The following is a 16,588-nucleotide window of genomic DNA, read 5'->3' as shown; positions in this document are numbered from 1 at the left end:
CTTTGCATGTAAATAAGCTGTATCAAATCAAAAATGTTTCAAACTTTTCCTGTTTTCAAAAGTGATTCTGCATTTTCTCATCTGATTTTAATCTTCCTTTCATTGTCTTTTCCATTTTTATGGTTAGAATATAAACGAACAATTACTTTACATAATTACAGAAGGAGGGGGATTAAAATGTCAAGAAGCCTACTAAATCAAATTTTTCATGTGTCCATAAAAGTTATAGGAGCTTGTATTATTGCATGTAGTGTTACAATGTTAGTGTTAGACTTTATGGTAGGAAATCAAATGGCATTAAAAGGTCTGAATAAAAATCTTGGATCCCTTGCAGAATACGGGGCCATTGCAGCTGCTTCCTTATGGTTATTTCGTAATATTTGGTTGTATTTACATAAGGAAAAAGTAACGGTTGCCAAATACACGAAAGAACTTTATATGTTATTAAAGCAGTATCATACGTTTATCGGGTATGCAGTTTTTGCAGTCGCTGTTAGTCATGGGATATATTTTTTAATAGTAGGTAGCCGTCATATGATCCGAATTTATAGTGGGATTTTCACTTTAATAGGATTAATTCTTGTTGCCATAGCTGGTATACTATTATACAAACTGAAAGATAAGAAAAAATATGTAACCTATCGTAAAGCTCATCAAATTGTGGCTATTATATTTGGAATTGGATTACTCATTCACCTTGTTGTATAGGAGTGATAATATTGCAACGTATTTTAATTATTGAAGATGAAGAAAGTTTAGCGGAATTTTTAGAGTTAGAACTAAAATATGAAGGATATGCAGTAGATGTTGTGTATGATGGGAGAAAAGGGTTAGAAACGGCTCTTGAGCATAATTATGACATCATTCTTCTTGATTTAATGCTTCCCGGTCTTAACGGAATTGAAGTATGCCGCCGATTACGTGCAACAAAAGAAACACCTATTATTATGTTGACAGCTCGTGATAGTATCATGGATCGTGTAACTGGATTAGATAGCGGTGCAGATGATTATTTACCAAAGCCGTTTGCCATTGAAGAACTATTAGCAAGAATGCGTGTGATTTTGAGACGAAATCAAAAAGACGAGCATAAAAATAAACTTCTTTTAAGATTTAAAGATTTAGAACTCGATGTAGAATCTCGAACTTTGCAAAAAACAGAAGAGATTATTGAATTAACAAATAAAGAATTCGAGTTACTTATGATGTTTATGAAAAATATTAATCGCGTATTGACAAGGGACATGCTTTTAGAGCAAGTTTGGGGATACAATGCAGTGGTAGAGACGAACATAGTAGACGTATATGTTCGTTATTTACGTAATAAATTGAATAGCCAAGACAAAGAAAACTATATACAAACTGTCAGAGGCGTAGGGTATGTGATGCGATGATGCAGCAAATAAAACATTACATCCGAAACTTGCCTATAAAATGGAAATTAACGCTATGGTCCAGCACATTATTATTTGTCTTATTCTTTTTATACAATATTTTACAATATGTGATTATTGACCACTGGACACTTGATTATGAGAAAAAACAAATTAGCAGACAAGTAACAGAAATAGAAGCTTATTTTAATAATGAGAATATAAATTTTTCGGCAGATACGATTGAAAGCAGCAAGGATTTTCTTGAAACTATAAATGATAAACATCAAATGATTCGAATTTTGGATGAAAAAGGAAAGGCACTTGTCACTGTTTCCCGTGACTTTAATTCAAAATTGGTTATGCCAAAGCACGTCGATCAATCTGAAACTTCTATGACAAGGCATTATGAAGATAGAATATTTGTGCAGCGCATGCCGATTACGACACGCACTTTTACTGGCACAATTGAAGTTGGACAAAACTTCGAAGCTTTCGATCATTTAATGAAGCTTATATTTCTCGTTATGATAGCTGCTGGTATTGGCGGATTAATACTTAGCTTTTTAGGCGGTACCATTCTTGCAAAGCAACTTTTATTGAGTGTGCAAGCTATAACAGATACAATGAACAAAATTAAGACAAATGGATTAAAAGAAAGGGTGCCAATTCACGAAAACAATGATGAATTTGCCAAACTCGGATTGCTTTTTAATGAACTAATGGACAATTTAGAAACATCCTTTATGCAACAAAAGCAATTCGTTGAAGATGCATCCCATGAATTACGCACACCACTTGCGATTATACAAGGACATCTCTCTATGCTAAATCGTTGGGGAAAAGATGACCCTGCTATTTTACAAAAGTCGCTAGATTCTAGCTTAAAAGAAGTAAATCGTCTCAATAAGCTTGTATCAGAGTTATTAGAATTATCCCGAGCAGAATCAGAACAAATGTATCCTATTGCAGCCGAACCAGTACATGTAGATGCAGTAATAGAACAAGTTACGCAAAATTTTGAATTGCTGCATGCGAACTTTCACTTTGATAGACAATTACACGCGAATTATGCATGTGTTTCTATTCCTACTTCTTACCTTGAACAAATTTTAGTCATTATACTAGATAATGCGATCAAATATACAAAAGAACATGAAAAATACATTTGCTTGCAAAGCGAGGTAGAAGAAGAAAAAATTAAGATTACCATTACAGATCGCGGAGTCGGAATACCAGAGTCTGATTTGCCATATGTGCTAAATCGTTTTTACCGGGTCGACAAAGCAAGAAGTCGAAAACAAGGCGGAAATGGATTAGGACTTTCCATCGCAAAGCGCCTTGTAGAAAAATACAATGGACGTATTATGATAGATAGCAAAGAACAAGAGGGAACAACAGTTACCTTATTGTTTTGTAATTACTCAGCCACTCTATGAAAAAAAGGAAGAAAAGCATTTTTTAAGATGGGCGAGAGGGACTGGTCATGTATAGGAGCGGTCAAGGCCTTTTCCTGCCACGTGCAATGTTTTAAAACAAAGAAAGTCAGCAAGGTGCATTGTAATTTGTAACTTCATGACAGCAATCTAGATGCTGAAAAATGAAAATAACTTGTATAAAAGGCGAGGGGTAGTGTACATACCTCTCGCTTTTGTTTGTGGACGTAGCATAAATTTTATCCCGCATTAACGGGCAGTAATACTCCCACCTCAAAATTCGGCGACAACAAAGAAGTTAGGTGGGAGATAAACTGCCCGTAAAAGCCTGATTGGTGAGGGCTGATAATCAGTGGGGGATGAAGAAACCCCCCACTGATTATAGTTTCACTTTATCAATGCCAAAGAAAAATGAGAAAAAGATGAGAAAAATTTAAAGAACATTTCATATTGCTAGTGTATACTGAGCAAATCAACGAAATACGTGATCACCACGTACGGAATGTATACAAGGAGAGACTAATATGAATTACACAATATTCCACTGGATTAATAATTGGGCAGGATCCTCTGCTTTGTTAGATAAGGGGATGATATTGATTACAAACAGCGCCCCCTATGTTGCAATTATCTTGATGCTTTCTTTATGGTTTAGCAACGGTCAAAAAGAAACAGCTATTCGTAAGCAGTATACAGTTTTGTACACAGCCCTTTCTGTTTCTGCAGCACTAATTTTAAATGTTTTGATTCATGCACTTTATTATCATCCACGCCCATTTGTCACATATCATGTACACAAATTAGTACCGCATGCTACTGATTCTTCATTTGTAAGTGATCATGCTGTACTTGTATTTTCTATAGCATTTACAATGATTTTACGAGGGGAATCTTGGAAAAATATCGCATTGCTTTGGGCTATACTAGTTGGTATTTCACGTATATATGTTGGTGTTCATTACCCAGCAGATATTATAGGCGGAGCTGTTTTATCTTTCGTAACAAGTGCTCTAGTCGTCAAATGTACAAATATAATAGAACCTTTAGCACGTTTCATGCTTCAAATTTATGCTAAAATAACAAAACGAATTCCATTGCTGTCTAAGTACAATCACACTGCTTAAATTGGTCACCGCCTACAAATACGATATGTCTTATTTGTAGATTAGAACACAAATAACTGGTAATAATAGTAATCATGTATACCAATTTAAAGGATGATATGATGATTTATATTTATACTGATTACGGCGGGACACATACAACTTCACTAGCAGCAGCGTATCATTTAAAAAAACTACCGACCAATCGGAAGCTCACGAAAGATGAGATATTAAACGTTGATTATTTTAATAAACTAAAAACTTCTGATATGGGAAAAATCATTTTTCATGGACGAGACGAAAATGGAGATTCTGTTTATACAGTCGGCCATGGTGCATCTAAAGTTGTAGTTCCAGCATTAAAAAATTTAAGTATATTATTACAAGAGAAATATCAAAACCATGAAAAAATTGTGTTTTCTAACACATCACCAACCGTTCCGTTTGCTATGACAATCGGTGGTTTATTTTCGAGAAGATTAAAAATTGATTTTATTGGTGTACCGCTGTTAGTTTTCGGTGCAAAACAAGCTTGTGATAATATTATTAGGCTCGTTGAATATACAAAACAGGCCGGAAGATTAACAAATGAAGATGTTGTAGTATTAGAAAATGAAAATTTTAAATAATAGTTATAACAAAAAGGATGGCTAATCATATATTAACCATCCTTTTTGTTATAATATCTCAACTTTTTTTCGAATGACAATCTTATCAATATCATCTTCTTCATCACCAATATATAAACCGCGTTCTTTCAAATACATCTCAAAATATAAATCAGCTTCCGCGCGTTCATCGTATGGCTTTACAGATAAAACAAATCCCAATTTATGTTGCTCTTCCAATTCAACAGTAGAAATGTATGCTGGAATTTGATTACGTAAAAATAACTCCTTAACGGGAATAATCATGTCTTTCATCAATTTTGATAAAAGGCTCATTTCAAATTCGAAATTAAAGCGATCAATGCTTGATAAATCTGCAAAAACAACACCAATGAAACCAGTATTAAAAATTTCTTGATAATGTTCCTCTTCTATATTTCCGTTGTAAAAATTCTTTTCAATTAAGTAATTTTTAAAATAAGCAACGCCTTCAGCTTCTTTGAAAGGTTTGGTAGAAAGAACAAAACCAATTTTCTTTTGTTTATGTAGATACGCACATGATAAGTAAGCAGTAATATCATGTTCAGCGAAAAGAGAACTTGTTGCTTGCGCAAGACCATCTAACACATGATGCACAATATGTAGTTGTTTACGAGAGAAGTAATATGATTTTTTTTCAAGTTCCAATGTATCGATAAACACAGAGCCAATAAAGCCTGTATTTGAAATAGTAGGAGTATGCTTTTTTCTTCCTCTGCGTTTATTTTGAGCCAATGAAATCCATCCTTCCTAGTACATGTCCCATAGGGGAGAAGATATAAACGAACGTTTGTTCTTATGTTTGTATTGTACTATGTATTAGTTGAAAAGTAAATGTTTTATTCTCAAAATAAACAAAAAGATGCCTCAAAAAGGCATCTTAATTAAGAATAGGGAAGAGTACTTACCCCGTAATATTATGTATATTTATATTAAGAAACAGATACAAATTCTTCCGCATCTTCAACATCTAAATGGCAATCCATTGTACGTACATCTTGATCTTCATGGCTTCCAAAATAAATAGTAATTTTCATATGTATCGCTCCTTTATTTTAGGAATACCTAAAATAATCATTTGTTGTTTTCTATTATATACCACTTTACACATTCCTACAATCTTATCATTAGTTCAAAAGATGTTTCTTTAATATTAAGAAAATTGTTATAATAGATTCATCTATATTGAAGGAGGAAATAACATGCAAAAAACATTAAAAACATTTTCAAATGTAGGAAGAGGAGTGAATATCAACTAACGTAATATAGCACTCCTGTTTCCTAAAATCATCATTAAAAATGAATAACGGAAAGTAGGAGAACAATTGAAGAAACAAACTATCGCAATGCATAATATTTCGATTTTATTTTGGGTACAGTTTTTTGGAACGATTAGTTTTTTACAGCCGGTAATGACACTTTTTTATATGGAAAGAGGCTTAACAGCAGCAAATATATTTATTGTGATGATGTGTTGGAGCGTGGCAGTACTTGTTGGGGAAATTCCAGCTGGAGTTTTTGCTGATCGCTTCGGTGCAAAATTATCGTTTTTGACAGGATCGATCATAAAAACGTTTAGTATTTCTATCTTATTATTTGCAGATAACCTATGGTTGTTTTGTCTATATAGTTTATTGAACGGTTTGTCAGTTACATTTTTCTCTGGTGCGGACGAAGCGTTAATTTATGAGTCACTAAAAGAAAACAATGAGCAACACGTAATGGATCAAGCAATGGGAAAAATCCAATCAGCAGGCTTTATTTCCATGTTAATCGCCGTAATCTTCGGGTCGTATTTTGCTAAAGATTTACGAGAAGAACAATTTACACTTTTAATTGTTCTTGGAATAGTATTTCATTTGGTAGAATTTATTTTACTACTTTTTATCAAAAGTCCAAAGAAGCTATCATCCTACCGAGAAGAATCTTTTTCACAAGTAATTGAAGGGATAAAGGTAATTCGTAAAGCACCGCAATTACTTATTATGTTTTTAAACGTCTCGCTTGTGTTCATTCCTGCAAGTGCAGTATATGACACATTTAACCAACCGTTGTTTACGGAAGCAGGCCTTCCTGTATTTGCAATTGGTATTATGTATGCTCTAGCTGCCATTCTTGGATATTTTTCTTCGATATCAATTGGATGGTTTACTAGTAGATTTTCACGTGCAATTTTAATGAATGTAACAGGTGGTTTAGCTGTTGGTGGTTTATTGTTATCAACATTTTTCGGGGATACATTGTGGGTTATATTAGGAGCATTCTTTATGTTACGGTTCGTACGTGCCATTCGATATCCGATTTATTCGCAGCTTAGTAATGACATGATCCCGTCTCATGTACGTGCAACAACGATTTCGTTATTGTCTGTTCTAGATTCGATATTAGATCTTATTATTTTCGGAACACTATCATTCGTAGCTGTTAAATCATTACCATTTGTATTCGCCGGCTGTGCATGTATTGCATGTATCGGAACGTTTTTACCGATACAAAAAAATGCTGTGGGCGTTACGGCGCAGCGTAGAATGGATCGAAATATAAAATAAAATACGCCCCCAAAGTGTTCTGTAAACTTTGGGGGATTTTATGTTTACATTATAAAAAATTATCAGTAGGCAATATAATAGTTTGAAATATATGGAGGTCAACCCAATGTTACATATAGAGAAAGCAAAACTTGATGATTTACAATGGATTAATTCTCAATACGAAAAGGCTGATTTTGTACCATCTCATTTAGAAAATGAAGAGATTGTAATTGCATATTTTAATAGTCAAAAGGCCGGCTTAGGAAGGTTAGTAAAAGTTGATGAAAACACCTTTGAAATGGGTGGGATATATACGTTAGAAGACTATAGAGGAAAGAAAATTGCTGATAGTATCGTTACATTTCTTATTCAAGAAGCTCAGACACTTCAAATTCAAAATGTATATTGCATTCCATTTGAACACTTAAAACCTTTTTATAGTAAACATGGATTTCAAGAAGTAGTAGACTTAGCTGCAGTTCCTAAGCAGGTTATAGATAAATATAATTGGTGCTTAGAGCAATATAATATAAAAACATTATTAATGAAATTATAAATTTGAAAACACACATAGAGTGTGTTTTTTCTTTTTTTAAAAGCTAGAAGAGCATACGTGAAATTACATAATTCTAAATTAGGCATTTGAACAAGTCACAATACCTAATTCGAGGTCATATTTTGTTGGGGAGCGCATTCAAGTTGGTCTATCGTCCCATTGGTTACAAGTCGTTTTTTCGGTATGACTTGCAAATTATATACATGGAGGTAATGAAATGAATAATTTTCAACAAGAACTTCAAATGTTAAATTTAAATGATTATAATGCTGGAAATGTCGTGTATTGGGATAGTCAAGTTCCTTCTCTATATTATATGGATGATGACTATACTCGTCGTTGCGGAGGATGTGGTCGCTGCGGAGGATTCGGTCGTTGTGGAGGGTTCGGTCGTTGCGGAGGATTTGGCCGTTGTGGATTCCGTTGCTTTGGATGCTTTGGATGCATTGGATTTGGATGCGGCGGTTGCGGTGGCTGTGGCGGTTGTGGTGGTTGCGGCGGTGGATTCTGCTTGGACGGAATATGCGTTATTTAATTCCTATTTTTTAATGGAAACTTTACTTAAAGAAAAGCGTTTCTACATGATTTTTCTTGTAGAGACACTTTTCTTTAAGTATGATAAACCACTCTTCTCCTTTCCGTTTGACATAAGAAAAAATAGTATACATAAAATTGTTATGATGGAAGTTATCATGCTCATTCAAGAACAATGAACAGAGAAGGAGGAGTACAATGACAAACTTAAACGCTTCGACACGTTTGAAAATGAAAAGAGATACCTTTTTTCTCTCTGATCCAAAAGGAGAGGTGTATTTTAGAAATAATGCCAGTTCATTCCGAATGGACGGGAAGTCTATCAATCAATGGGTTGAAAAACTAATACCAATGTTTAACGGAGAATACACATTAGGAAATTTAACGGAGGGCTTACCTGAGCCATATCGAAAGCGAGTATTTGAAATAGCAGAAATACTATACCAAAATGAATTTGCAACAGACATAAGTCAAGATCATCCACACCAATTGCCAGAAAATATTGTCAAGAAATACGAATCGCAAATTGAATTTTTAGATAACCTCGGCGTTTCGGGTGCATATCGTTTTCAATCTTATCGCCAAACGAAAGTATTAGCTATTGGTTCTGGTTCTTTTTTTGTTTCCCTAGTTTCTGCTTTACTTGAATCGGGATTACCACGATTCAAGATGCTGATTACGGATTCCGTACAAACCAATAAAAAAAGATTAAAAGAATTAATAGAACATGCACAAAAAACAGATCCTGAAGTATTGATTGAAGAAATTTTTTTACAAAAAGAAAAAAGAAATGTTTTGAAAGATGCGGTGCAACCATTTCAGGCGATTTTGTATGTATCACAAGGAGAAGACATAGAAGAATTAAAAATTATTCATGCTATTTGTAAAGAAGAAAAAAAGATTTTCATCCCTGCCATATTTAAGCAAGGAGTCGGATTAGCCGGGCCACTCGTACACCCAGAAAGTGATGCTTGCTGGGAATCAGCTTGGCGACGTATACACAAGTCTACATTTTCTAAACCTTCAGGGGAACATACTTTTTCTTCTACAACGGAAGCAATGGTAGCTAATGTAATTGTATTTGAACTGTTCAAAAAGGTTACAGATGTAACAAAACGTACGCAAACAAATCAATTTTTTCTGCTCAATTCCGAAACGTTAGAAGGAAACTGGCATTCCTTTTTACCTCATCCCTTAGTAACTGAGAACATGGAAATCGAATGGGTCCAAGATTTCGGTGCGAGAATCAGACAGAGCTCAAATGAAAATGAATTGAGTGAATCTACTCTGAACTTGAATTCCCTTGTATCAAAAGAAGCTGGGATTTTTCATATTTGGGAAGCAGGTGACTTAAAACAGCTACCATTGGCTCAGTGTCGTATTCAAACAGTTGATCCGCTGTCAGAGGGCCCTGCTGAATTATTACCAGATATGATTTGTACAGGTTTGACGCATATGGCAGCAAGGTACGAAGCTGGATTAGCCGGAGTTGAGACCTATATATCACGAATAGCTAGTTCAAAGCTTTCTGAACATGAGCAATTTATAGGAATCGGAGCTGGAGAAACGATTGCAGAATGCGTGTCTAGAGGTTTACAAAAATGTTTGGATGAAGAACTTCATAAGAGACAGATGAGCCAAAATATTGTTGTTTCTCGAGTAGAATTAGACGCAATAGAGGATGAGAGCTGCCGCTTTTATTTGCAAGCACTTACCACTCTGCAAGGAACACCTACAATTGCTTTTGGAGAAGCAATTTTCGATTTCCCTGTTATATGGATTGGCACGAATAATCGTTGGTACGGAAGTGTAGGATTTAATAAAACAATAGCAATGCGAAAGGCATTACAGCAGGCACTTACAGAAGCGCAAAATTGTGATGATTCCTTCATATCACAAGCACTAGAGGCCTCATCCGTTTTATTACAAGATAAAATGCCACTCCGCTTCGCTATTTCTTCTTGTGAAAACATGACACAAGAAGAAATATTACAATCTGCTGAACAGACATTAAACCAAAATGGAAAACGGCTTTGCGTATTTGAAATATCGCTAGAAGCAATCTGGAAGGAGGAATTGGCAGGCATCTTTGGAGTAATATTGGGAGAGGAGGAATCCCAATGAGCGCTTCGGTTTTAATTATTGGAGAGGGACTATTGGCAAATCGTGTATATGAAGAATTATCAGTCCAATATGAAATCACCAGGCACATGGATTTTGATCGGAAAATACCCGCAACAACCGATTTAGTTCTCGTATTACATGATACTTGGAATCCTTCTTTTTATAAACAGGCAGAAAGTGTACTTCAATCAACGAATATCCCTTGGCTGCGAGCCTTCGTTTCATTTGGAGAAGGAATAATCGGTCCGCTAGTTCGCCCTGGCACACCAGGATGTTCAGAGTGTGCAGATATACGCCGTACTTTCGCAGGAAATGATTCTAAAGAAATGTGGAAGATATTGCAGACCCTAGCAACAAAAAAGGAAATGCCTCGAGACATATGGGCATCAAGTAATGGATTATTACAAATGACGCATATTTTGCTAGAAGAAGTGCGGTGTATTTTACAAGATGATCATGCACGATCAGAAGCACACATGTTTTTTGTTCATTTACAAACATTGAAAAGCTCATATCATTTTTTTCTACCTCATCCTTTATGCTCAAATTGTAGTCAATTGCCTAATGATTCATCAAGTTTAGCCGAGATTTCATTCCAATCAAGTCCGAAGATTAACATAAATGATTATCGTTGCCGTTCAATCTCTGAACTAAGTAAAGTATTAACCAAGGATTATCTAGATTATGAAACTGGGTTTTTAAATGATAAAATGTATAACCTTACACCTCCATTTGCCGAGGTAACTGTAAATCTTCCGTTTCTCTTTGGAAATGAAGTAACAGCTGGCCGTACCCATGCATATGCAACTAGCGAATTAACCGCTATTTTAGAAGGATTAGAACGATATTGCGGTCTAGAACCTCGGGGAAAACGTACAGTTATTCAGGACACGTTCCGCAATTTAGCTCATCAAGCACTTAATCCTCTTGAAGTGGGTGTACATGCAGAAGAACAATATATGCAGCCTAATTTTCCATTTAAACCGTTTCATCCAGATCGTCCAATGAATTGGGTATGGGGTTATTCATTTTTGCAAGAACGTCCCATTTTAGTTCCAGAACTACTTGCTTATTATAGTTTAGGCGGGAGAGATGGTTTTGTTTATGAGACTTCCAATGGTTGTGCATTGGGTGGCAGTTTAGAGGAAGCGATTTTTTATGGCATTTTGGAAGTGATTGAGCGCGATTCATTTTTGTTAACTTGGTATGCTAGGCTTCCTCTCCCGCGTCTTGATCTTTCTGCTGTTAATGATCAAGAGTTGCAGTTGATGGTAGAACGTGTACGTGCAGTAGGAGGATATGATATACATTTGTTTAACTCGACAATGGAGAGCGGAATTCCAAGTGTCTGGGCACTGGCAAAAAACAGAAAGGAGAATGGATTAAATATTATCTGTGCAGCTGGAGCTCATTTAGATCCGGTACGAGGGGCGAAAAGTGCAATATATGAATTAGCTGGCATGATGTTAACGCTTGATAAGGAATTTGAGGCGAATCGCAAGAAATATGTACAGATGTTCCATAATCCTTTCCTCGTGAAGCAAATGCCTGACCATCCTATGGTATGCGCTTTGCCAGAAGCGGAAGAACGGTTTCAGTTTTTGCTAGATAATAATCGCCCGTTACAAACGTTTGCTGAGGCATTCAAACAAAAAACAAGACATGAAGATTTGACAGATGATTTAAGAGAAATACTTCAGATGTTGCACCAGTTGAACCTCGATGTGATTGTGGTAGATCAGACGACACCAGAATTACAGCGAAATGGATTACATTGTGTGAAAGTACTTATTCCAGGAATGTTGCCGATGACATTTGGGCATCATCTTACGCGCTTAACAGGTCTAGAGAGAGTATTGCGGGTGCCAATGAAACTTGGGTATACGAAGCAATCGCTAACGTTGGAACAACTCAATCCACATCCGCATCCGTTTGCGTAGGTGATGATTAGGAGGGAGAAGGATGAGTTTAGAGACATTTTTGAACAATTTACATTTTCATACTGACGAAGCAACCTCTTCGACTTGGGAGGTAGATTGGGAAGACGGACCACTTTCATATAAACTTTATCGGGACTTACCGGGAATTCCGTTATCTTCAGAAGTAACATTGACACTTGAAAATCTCGAAGTATCAACAGAACCGAATCTTCGCGAAATCGGTCATTTTCTCTGGTATGTATTTGGGATTACTCAATTCTATCAGTCAACCTTACCAACATCAGAAATAAATTTTATGCAGTCGTATCGGAGATTTGTTCCCTCGGGCGGAGGTTTATATCCAAGTGAACTGTATATATATTTAAAGATGGAAAATGTGCCTGTTGGGATGTACCACTATGATGTAGCACACCACCGCTTAGTGTTAGTGAGAGAAGGGAATTTTGATGCATATGTAACCCGGACTCTTGGAAATAGCTGTGACACATCTGCTTGTTTTGGTGTTATTTTTGTATCGACAATGTTTTGGAAAAATTTCTTTAAATACCATAACTTTTCTTATCGTCTGCAAGGGTTGGATGCAGGCGTATTAATTGGACAATTGCTAGAAGTAGCAAAACGATTCCACTATACATCAAGTGTGCATTACCAATTTTTAGACCGTGCTATTAATCATTTACTAGGGTTATCCGAACAAGAGGAGAGTGTATATGCAGTTATCCCTCTATCGGTAAATCCTATAATCACACAGTTTAATAATGAAGATGATGCTACGGATAAAGAAGTCTCTGCTACTCAATTATGCGAAGAATTACCAGTTATTTATCATAATCACTATGTCCGATCACGAAAGATTGCAGAGTATCCGATGCTAATTCAAATGAATGAAGCATCTATGCTTGAATCTACTCGATCGTTTCAAAAAATCAAGAATGAAACGAATAAAATGCGTGATGGTCAAGCGTTAGTTCTTCCCCGTATAAAGCGAATGTCGTACGACTTAACAGATGCGTGCCAAAATCGATTTTCACCGGAAATGGATTTTACTTTTAGGAAAATGAATCAAGAACAATTGACTACGTTACTACATGAAGCAACTACTTCTTTTGCCTATCAAAACGATTTAGATACAAAGCATGAAGAACTCGCATCCCGTGTTTCCATATACGTATGTTTATTTGGCGTTGAAGGTATCCAAAATGGCGCTTATCATTATGACAGTGATGCTCATGTATTACGACAAGTACATCTTGGAGATCATCGATTATTACTGCAAAGCGGGCTGACATTTCACAATGTGAATCTCTTCCAAGTACCACTTTGTCTACATGTAGTAGGGGATAAAAATCATCTTAAAGCAGAACTTGGATATAGGGGATACCGAATCCAACAGATGGAAGCAGGCATCCTTGTACAGAAATTATTGTTAGCAGCTTCTGCCCTTGGGCTAGGAGGACACCCGCTTCTTGGGTTCGATGTCAACTTGTGTGATGAACTTTACAGGTTGGATTCAGAAGAAAAAACGAGTCTCATTCAAATTCCAATTGGTTTCCATCGTCAGCGTCCTTGGTTGAAAGGGAGTTTGCATAGTTAAATAGTACAAATTAAAAACAGCCTGGTTTATAAGAAGCATCAGATAGCTTGGGTTCAATTGAATTCAAGCTTTTTTCTCGTGTATTTTTTTCGTTAAGGAAAAGTTAAGGAACATGTCCGATAATTCTACTTGTAACTTTATTAAGTATTTTAGGAGGATATTCAAATGAAACTAAGATCAAGTTTAATTGTACCCGTATTAGCTGCATCAATATTGGCTCCAGCAGCTGGAAGTGCAGTAATGAACCATTTCAATACATCTAACAAATCAGTTACACAAGAAACAGCAAAACATCATCATAAAAGTAACCATGAGAAGGATCTTACAAATATCATTAATCAATACGCTTCTTCTGATTTGAAAAATAAACTTACACAAGATTTAGCAACGCATAAAAATTTAGAAGGGCAATTGCATAAAACAGCTGGTTTCCAAAAACAAAAGGCACAAGAGAAAGCGCAACGACAAGCCTTTTACGAAGCGCATAAACAAGAAATTGATGCTATTCAACAACAAGTAAAAGATGGAAAATTAACAAAACAACAAGCGCATAAACAATTAGAAGCAGTATTCGGAAAGCACGAAGGTAAAGATCGAGATCATGATAAAGGTAAAGAACAAGGTAAACGTAATATTCAGCAAGAATTGAAAGCGGCTGTTCAAAAGAAAGGCAAAGCAGCTATTCAAGCTGCATTAGAAAAATTTGATCAACAATTACAACATTCTAATCAGAAATTACAGCAAGAAATAAATGCAAATCAATAAGATGAATTTGAAATTACAACTAACTCGCATCAAAGTCGTTAAAGATTTACTCAAAACATTCTTTGTTTTTCAGAATCTTGATGCAGGAGTTTTATTATTCGTTAGTGTGGGATAAAACAAATGAGATAATAAAAATGAATGCCTAATTTCATTTACCGTATTTTTACAGTTAATTAAAAAACAAATGAGAAAACATGTAAATCAACTCCTAATTATTCAAACAGACTAGAAAAGAGTAGTATAGGACATAATTACATTTGAAAAGACGTATAAGGAGATGATTCAGATGGAAAAACAGCCTAATTACAATAAAAAACCAAACATAAAAAAATTAAATACGGAGGAAAATGCTATTTATAGCGATCCGAAAGATGCGAGTAATATGCAACCAATACCACAACCAAAAGATTATGATGAAATAGAGTATTAATACGGTAGTAAAAAGGAACAGAAACGATATCGTTTCTGTTCCTTTTTTAGTTACTCAGCAGCTAATGATAATTTGCGAAATACATTTTTCTCGTTTATTCCTCATTAGAAGGCGGAAGAGAAAGAAAAACAAATGAATCAATTAGTTCAACGGAAATGCTGAAATCATCATGAAGCGTAATTACTACACAAGCAACTAACGGTAACGTAATGATAATTACGTTACCATCAATTACAACCCCTGATGAACATGTGTCGTAGTCACTTAGAGACAGCTCTATTTCTGTATCTGGAGCAATTAAAATTTCCAAACATAAATTCATGCATTTTTCGAATACATAAGCGATTGTAGACCTCTCCTTTCTAAATAATCCATAATTCATATGTAGATAGACACATAAAGTAACGTTTATTAGAACAAGAATGGATAGAAAACTACAAGATATGTTGGCTATCTTTTTAATTACACCTTTGAAGATAGTTCTCATACTATTCTATTTACAGATATGTCCTCTTGATTGGACAGGTTATCTATTTATAAAAAAATAACGTATGTAATAAGGAAATGGTTGAGGAAATGATCTAGAGTAAAAAAGTAGTATATAGGCTACTTTCCTTTCAAATGAAGCGCAACAGCAATTCCTCCTAGATCGTTATTGGAGGTTTTATCCCGCATTAACGGGCAGTAAGACCCCCACCTCAAGGTTAAGAGAGAAACGAAGAAGATAGGTGGGGGATGACTGCCCGTAAAAGCCCGATTGGTTCAACTAACCATCAGTGGGGGATGAAGAAAACCCCCACTGATGGAAGTTTCACTTTATCATCTCATATGTGGAATAGAATCTTATTCATATATTACTCATTTGTTAAGGGGGAATTGTAATCAAATTTAAATTAGCCTCTGTAATACTAGCTACAGCCGTAGCATTGATGGTGCATCCTATAAGATTAATGGAGGGACAGGAAAAGGAGCAACAGTCAGTGTAATCGACAGCGGTATCGATGCGAATCATCCTAATCTAATAAAAAACTATAGTGGTGGCCTTAATTTTGTACCAGCTGGCGTGGTGTTGATTTAAAATAAAGTTCGATTATTTATAATAAAGATTGATAACTTGTAAAAAAGTTTGATAAAAAGATCCGTTTTGTAGAGTATTTCTTTGTTTCACAATCGGGCCATTTAATGGAATAAAGCTTATTGAGTTAACCGGGACAGGTTGATTAATAAGAAAAGGAAATGAAACCGGTTTTATAGAATTAATTAGGTAATTCATTTTCCTGGAGGGATAACTGAATGGCTGAATTGATTTATCATGTTGCAGTTTCACTAGATAACTTTATTGCAGATCAAGGTATGATAGATAGAAATATTAATAATTCTAGCTTTTTATTTGATGGGGATCATGTCCCAGACTTTTTATCAGATATTCATCAATACGATGCCCTATTGATGGGTAGAAAAACATATGAGTTTGGATTTCAATTCGGTGCTAAACCAGGTGAACCTGGCTATAAGGGCATAAAACATTACATATTTTCAAACTCCATGCAGTTTG

The 16,588-nt window shown here is 35.4% G+C and carries 16 protein-coding genes and 1 pseudogene; 15 read left to right on the top strand and 2 right to left on the bottom strand.

Translation table 11 applies throughout. The features are described 5' to 3' along the window. Positions 1-177 precede the first annotated feature (177 nt). The 5 genes from MR076_RS10535 (at position 178) to MR076_RS10515 (ending at position 4,541) form a co-directional block, all read left to right on the top strand. Positions 178-708 carry a hypothetical protein gene (locus MR076_RS10535; RefSeq protein WP_242220437.1) on the top strand — a complete coding sequence of 177 codons (531 nt, stop codon included), beginning with the start codon at positions 178-180 and terminating at the stop codon, positions 706-708. 11 nt (positions 709-719) lie between these two features. Next, on the top strand, positions 720-1,394 hold the full coding sequence (locus tag MR076_RS10530) for a response regulator transcription factor (protein WP_242220436.1): 675 nt from the start codon (positions 720-722) through the stop codon (positions 1,392-1,394). After that, positions 1,391-2,812: a HAMP domain-containing sensor histidine kinase gene (locus MR076_RS10525; RefSeq protein WP_242220435.1), complete on the top strand. Its 1,422-nt coding sequence runs from the start codon at positions 1,391-1,393 to the stop codon at positions 2,810-2,812. Before MR076_RS10530 ends, MR076_RS10525 begins: the two co-directional genes overlap by 4 nt. Positions 2,813-3,333: 521 nt before the next feature. Further along, a complete protein-coding gene (locus tag MR076_RS10520; protein ID WP_242220434.1) occupies positions 3,334-3,933 on the top strand; it encodes an undecaprenyl-diphosphatase in 600 nt (199 codons plus the stop codon). Between the two features lie 101 nt (positions 3,934-4,034). Beyond that, complete coding sequence (locus MR076_RS10515) at positions 4,035-4,541, top strand: DUF3189 family protein (RefSeq protein WP_242220433.1); 507 nt, start codon at positions 4,035-4,037, stop codon at positions 4,539-4,541. Positions 4,542-4,589: 48 nt separating this feature from the next. Here the strand turns inward: MR076_RS10515 and MR076_RS10510 are convergent, their stop codons facing one another. Continuing rightward, the gene (locus MR076_RS10510; RefSeq protein ID WP_242220432.1) at positions 4,590-5,294 is read right to left on the bottom strand and encodes a hypothetical protein; all 705 of its coding nucleotides are present in this window, start codon (positions 5,292-5,294) and stop codon (positions 4,590-4,592) included. A gap of 590 nt (positions 5,295-5,884) precedes the next feature. On the opposite strand from MR076_RS10510, the gene MR076_RS10505 reads away from it, so the two are divergent. From MR076_RS10505 to MR076_RS10465, 9 genes are all read left to right on the top strand, one after another. Next, complete coding sequence (locus MR076_RS10505) at positions 5,885-7,108, top strand: MFS transporter (RefSeq protein WP_242220431.1); 1,224 nt, start codon at positions 5,885-5,887, stop codon at positions 7,106-7,108. Between the two features lie 106 nt (positions 7,109-7,214). Continuing rightward, positions 7,215-7,646 (top strand): GNAT family N-acetyltransferase, encoded by a 432-nt coding sequence (locus tag MR076_RS10500; protein ID WP_242220428.1) that lies wholly within the window; start codon positions 7,215-7,217, stop codon positions 7,644-7,646. A gap of 217 nt (positions 7,647-7,863) precedes the next feature. Beyond that, the gene (locus tag MR076_RS10495) at positions 7,864-8,181 is read left to right on the top strand and encodes a heterocycloanthracin/sonorensin family bacteriocin (protein ID WP_242220426.1); all 318 of its coding nucleotides are present in this window, start codon (positions 7,864-7,866) and stop codon (positions 8,179-8,181) included. Further along, positions 8,099-8,359: a hypothetical protein gene (locus MR076_RS10490; protein WP_242220625.1), complete on the top strand. Its 261-nt coding sequence runs from the start codon at positions 8,099-8,101 to the stop codon at positions 8,357-8,359. The genes MR076_RS10495 and MR076_RS10490 overlap by 83 nt, the downstream gene beginning before the upstream one ends. A 19-nt stretch (positions 8,360-8,378) precedes the next feature. Next, complete coding sequence (locus tag MR076_RS10485) at positions 8,379-10,304, top strand: putative thiazole-containing bacteriocin maturation protein (protein WP_242220424.1); 1,926 nt, start codon at positions 8,379-8,381, stop codon at positions 10,302-10,304. Further along, positions 10,301-12,244: a TOMM precursor leader peptide-binding protein gene (locus MR076_RS10480; protein WP_242220423.1), complete on the top strand. Its 1,944-nt coding sequence runs from the start codon at positions 10,301-10,303 to the stop codon at positions 12,242-12,244. Before MR076_RS10485 ends, MR076_RS10480 begins: the two co-directional genes overlap by 4 nt. Positions 12,245-12,266: 22 nt before the next feature. Beyond that, on the top strand, positions 12,267-13,838 hold the full coding sequence (locus tag MR076_RS10475) for a SagB family peptide dehydrogenase (RefSeq protein ID WP_242220422.1): 1,572 nt from the start codon (positions 12,267-12,269) through the stop codon (positions 13,836-13,838). A gap of 165 nt (positions 13,839-14,003) precedes the next feature. Further along, on the top strand, positions 14,004-14,603 hold the full coding sequence (locus MR076_RS10470; RefSeq protein WP_242220421.1) for a hypothetical protein: 600 nt from the start codon (positions 14,004-14,006) through the stop codon (positions 14,601-14,603). A gap of 286 nt (positions 14,604-14,889) precedes the next feature. Then, positions 14,890-15,033 (top strand): hypothetical protein, encoded by a 144-nt coding sequence (locus MR076_RS10465; RefSeq protein ID WP_242220420.1) that lies wholly within the window; start codon positions 14,890-14,892, stop codon positions 15,031-15,033. 94 nt (positions 15,034-15,127) lie between these two features. Here MR076_RS10465 and MR076_RS10460 read toward each other — a convergent pair whose 3' ends face one another. Further along, on the bottom strand, positions 15,128-15,415 hold the full coding sequence (locus tag MR076_RS10460) for a hypothetical protein (protein ID WP_242220419.1): 288 nt from the start codon (positions 15,413-15,415) through the stop codon (positions 15,128-15,130). Positions 15,416-16,326: 911 nt separating this feature from the next. On the opposite strand from MR076_RS10460, the pseudogene MR076_RS10455 reads away from it, so the two are divergent. Continuing rightward, a pseudogene (locus MR076_RS10455) lies at positions 16,327-16,588 on the top strand (dihydrofolate reductase family protein); the annotation flags it as partial.

It is taken from the genome of Bacillus cereus group sp. BfR-BA-01380, from assembly GCF_022663535.1.
In the GTDB taxonomy this organism is placed as follows: domain Bacteria; phylum Bacillota; class Bacilli; order Bacillales; family Bacillaceae_G; genus Bacillus_A; species Bacillus_A cereus_BB.
This window is presented reverse-complemented; position numbering and strand designations above follow the sequence as displayed.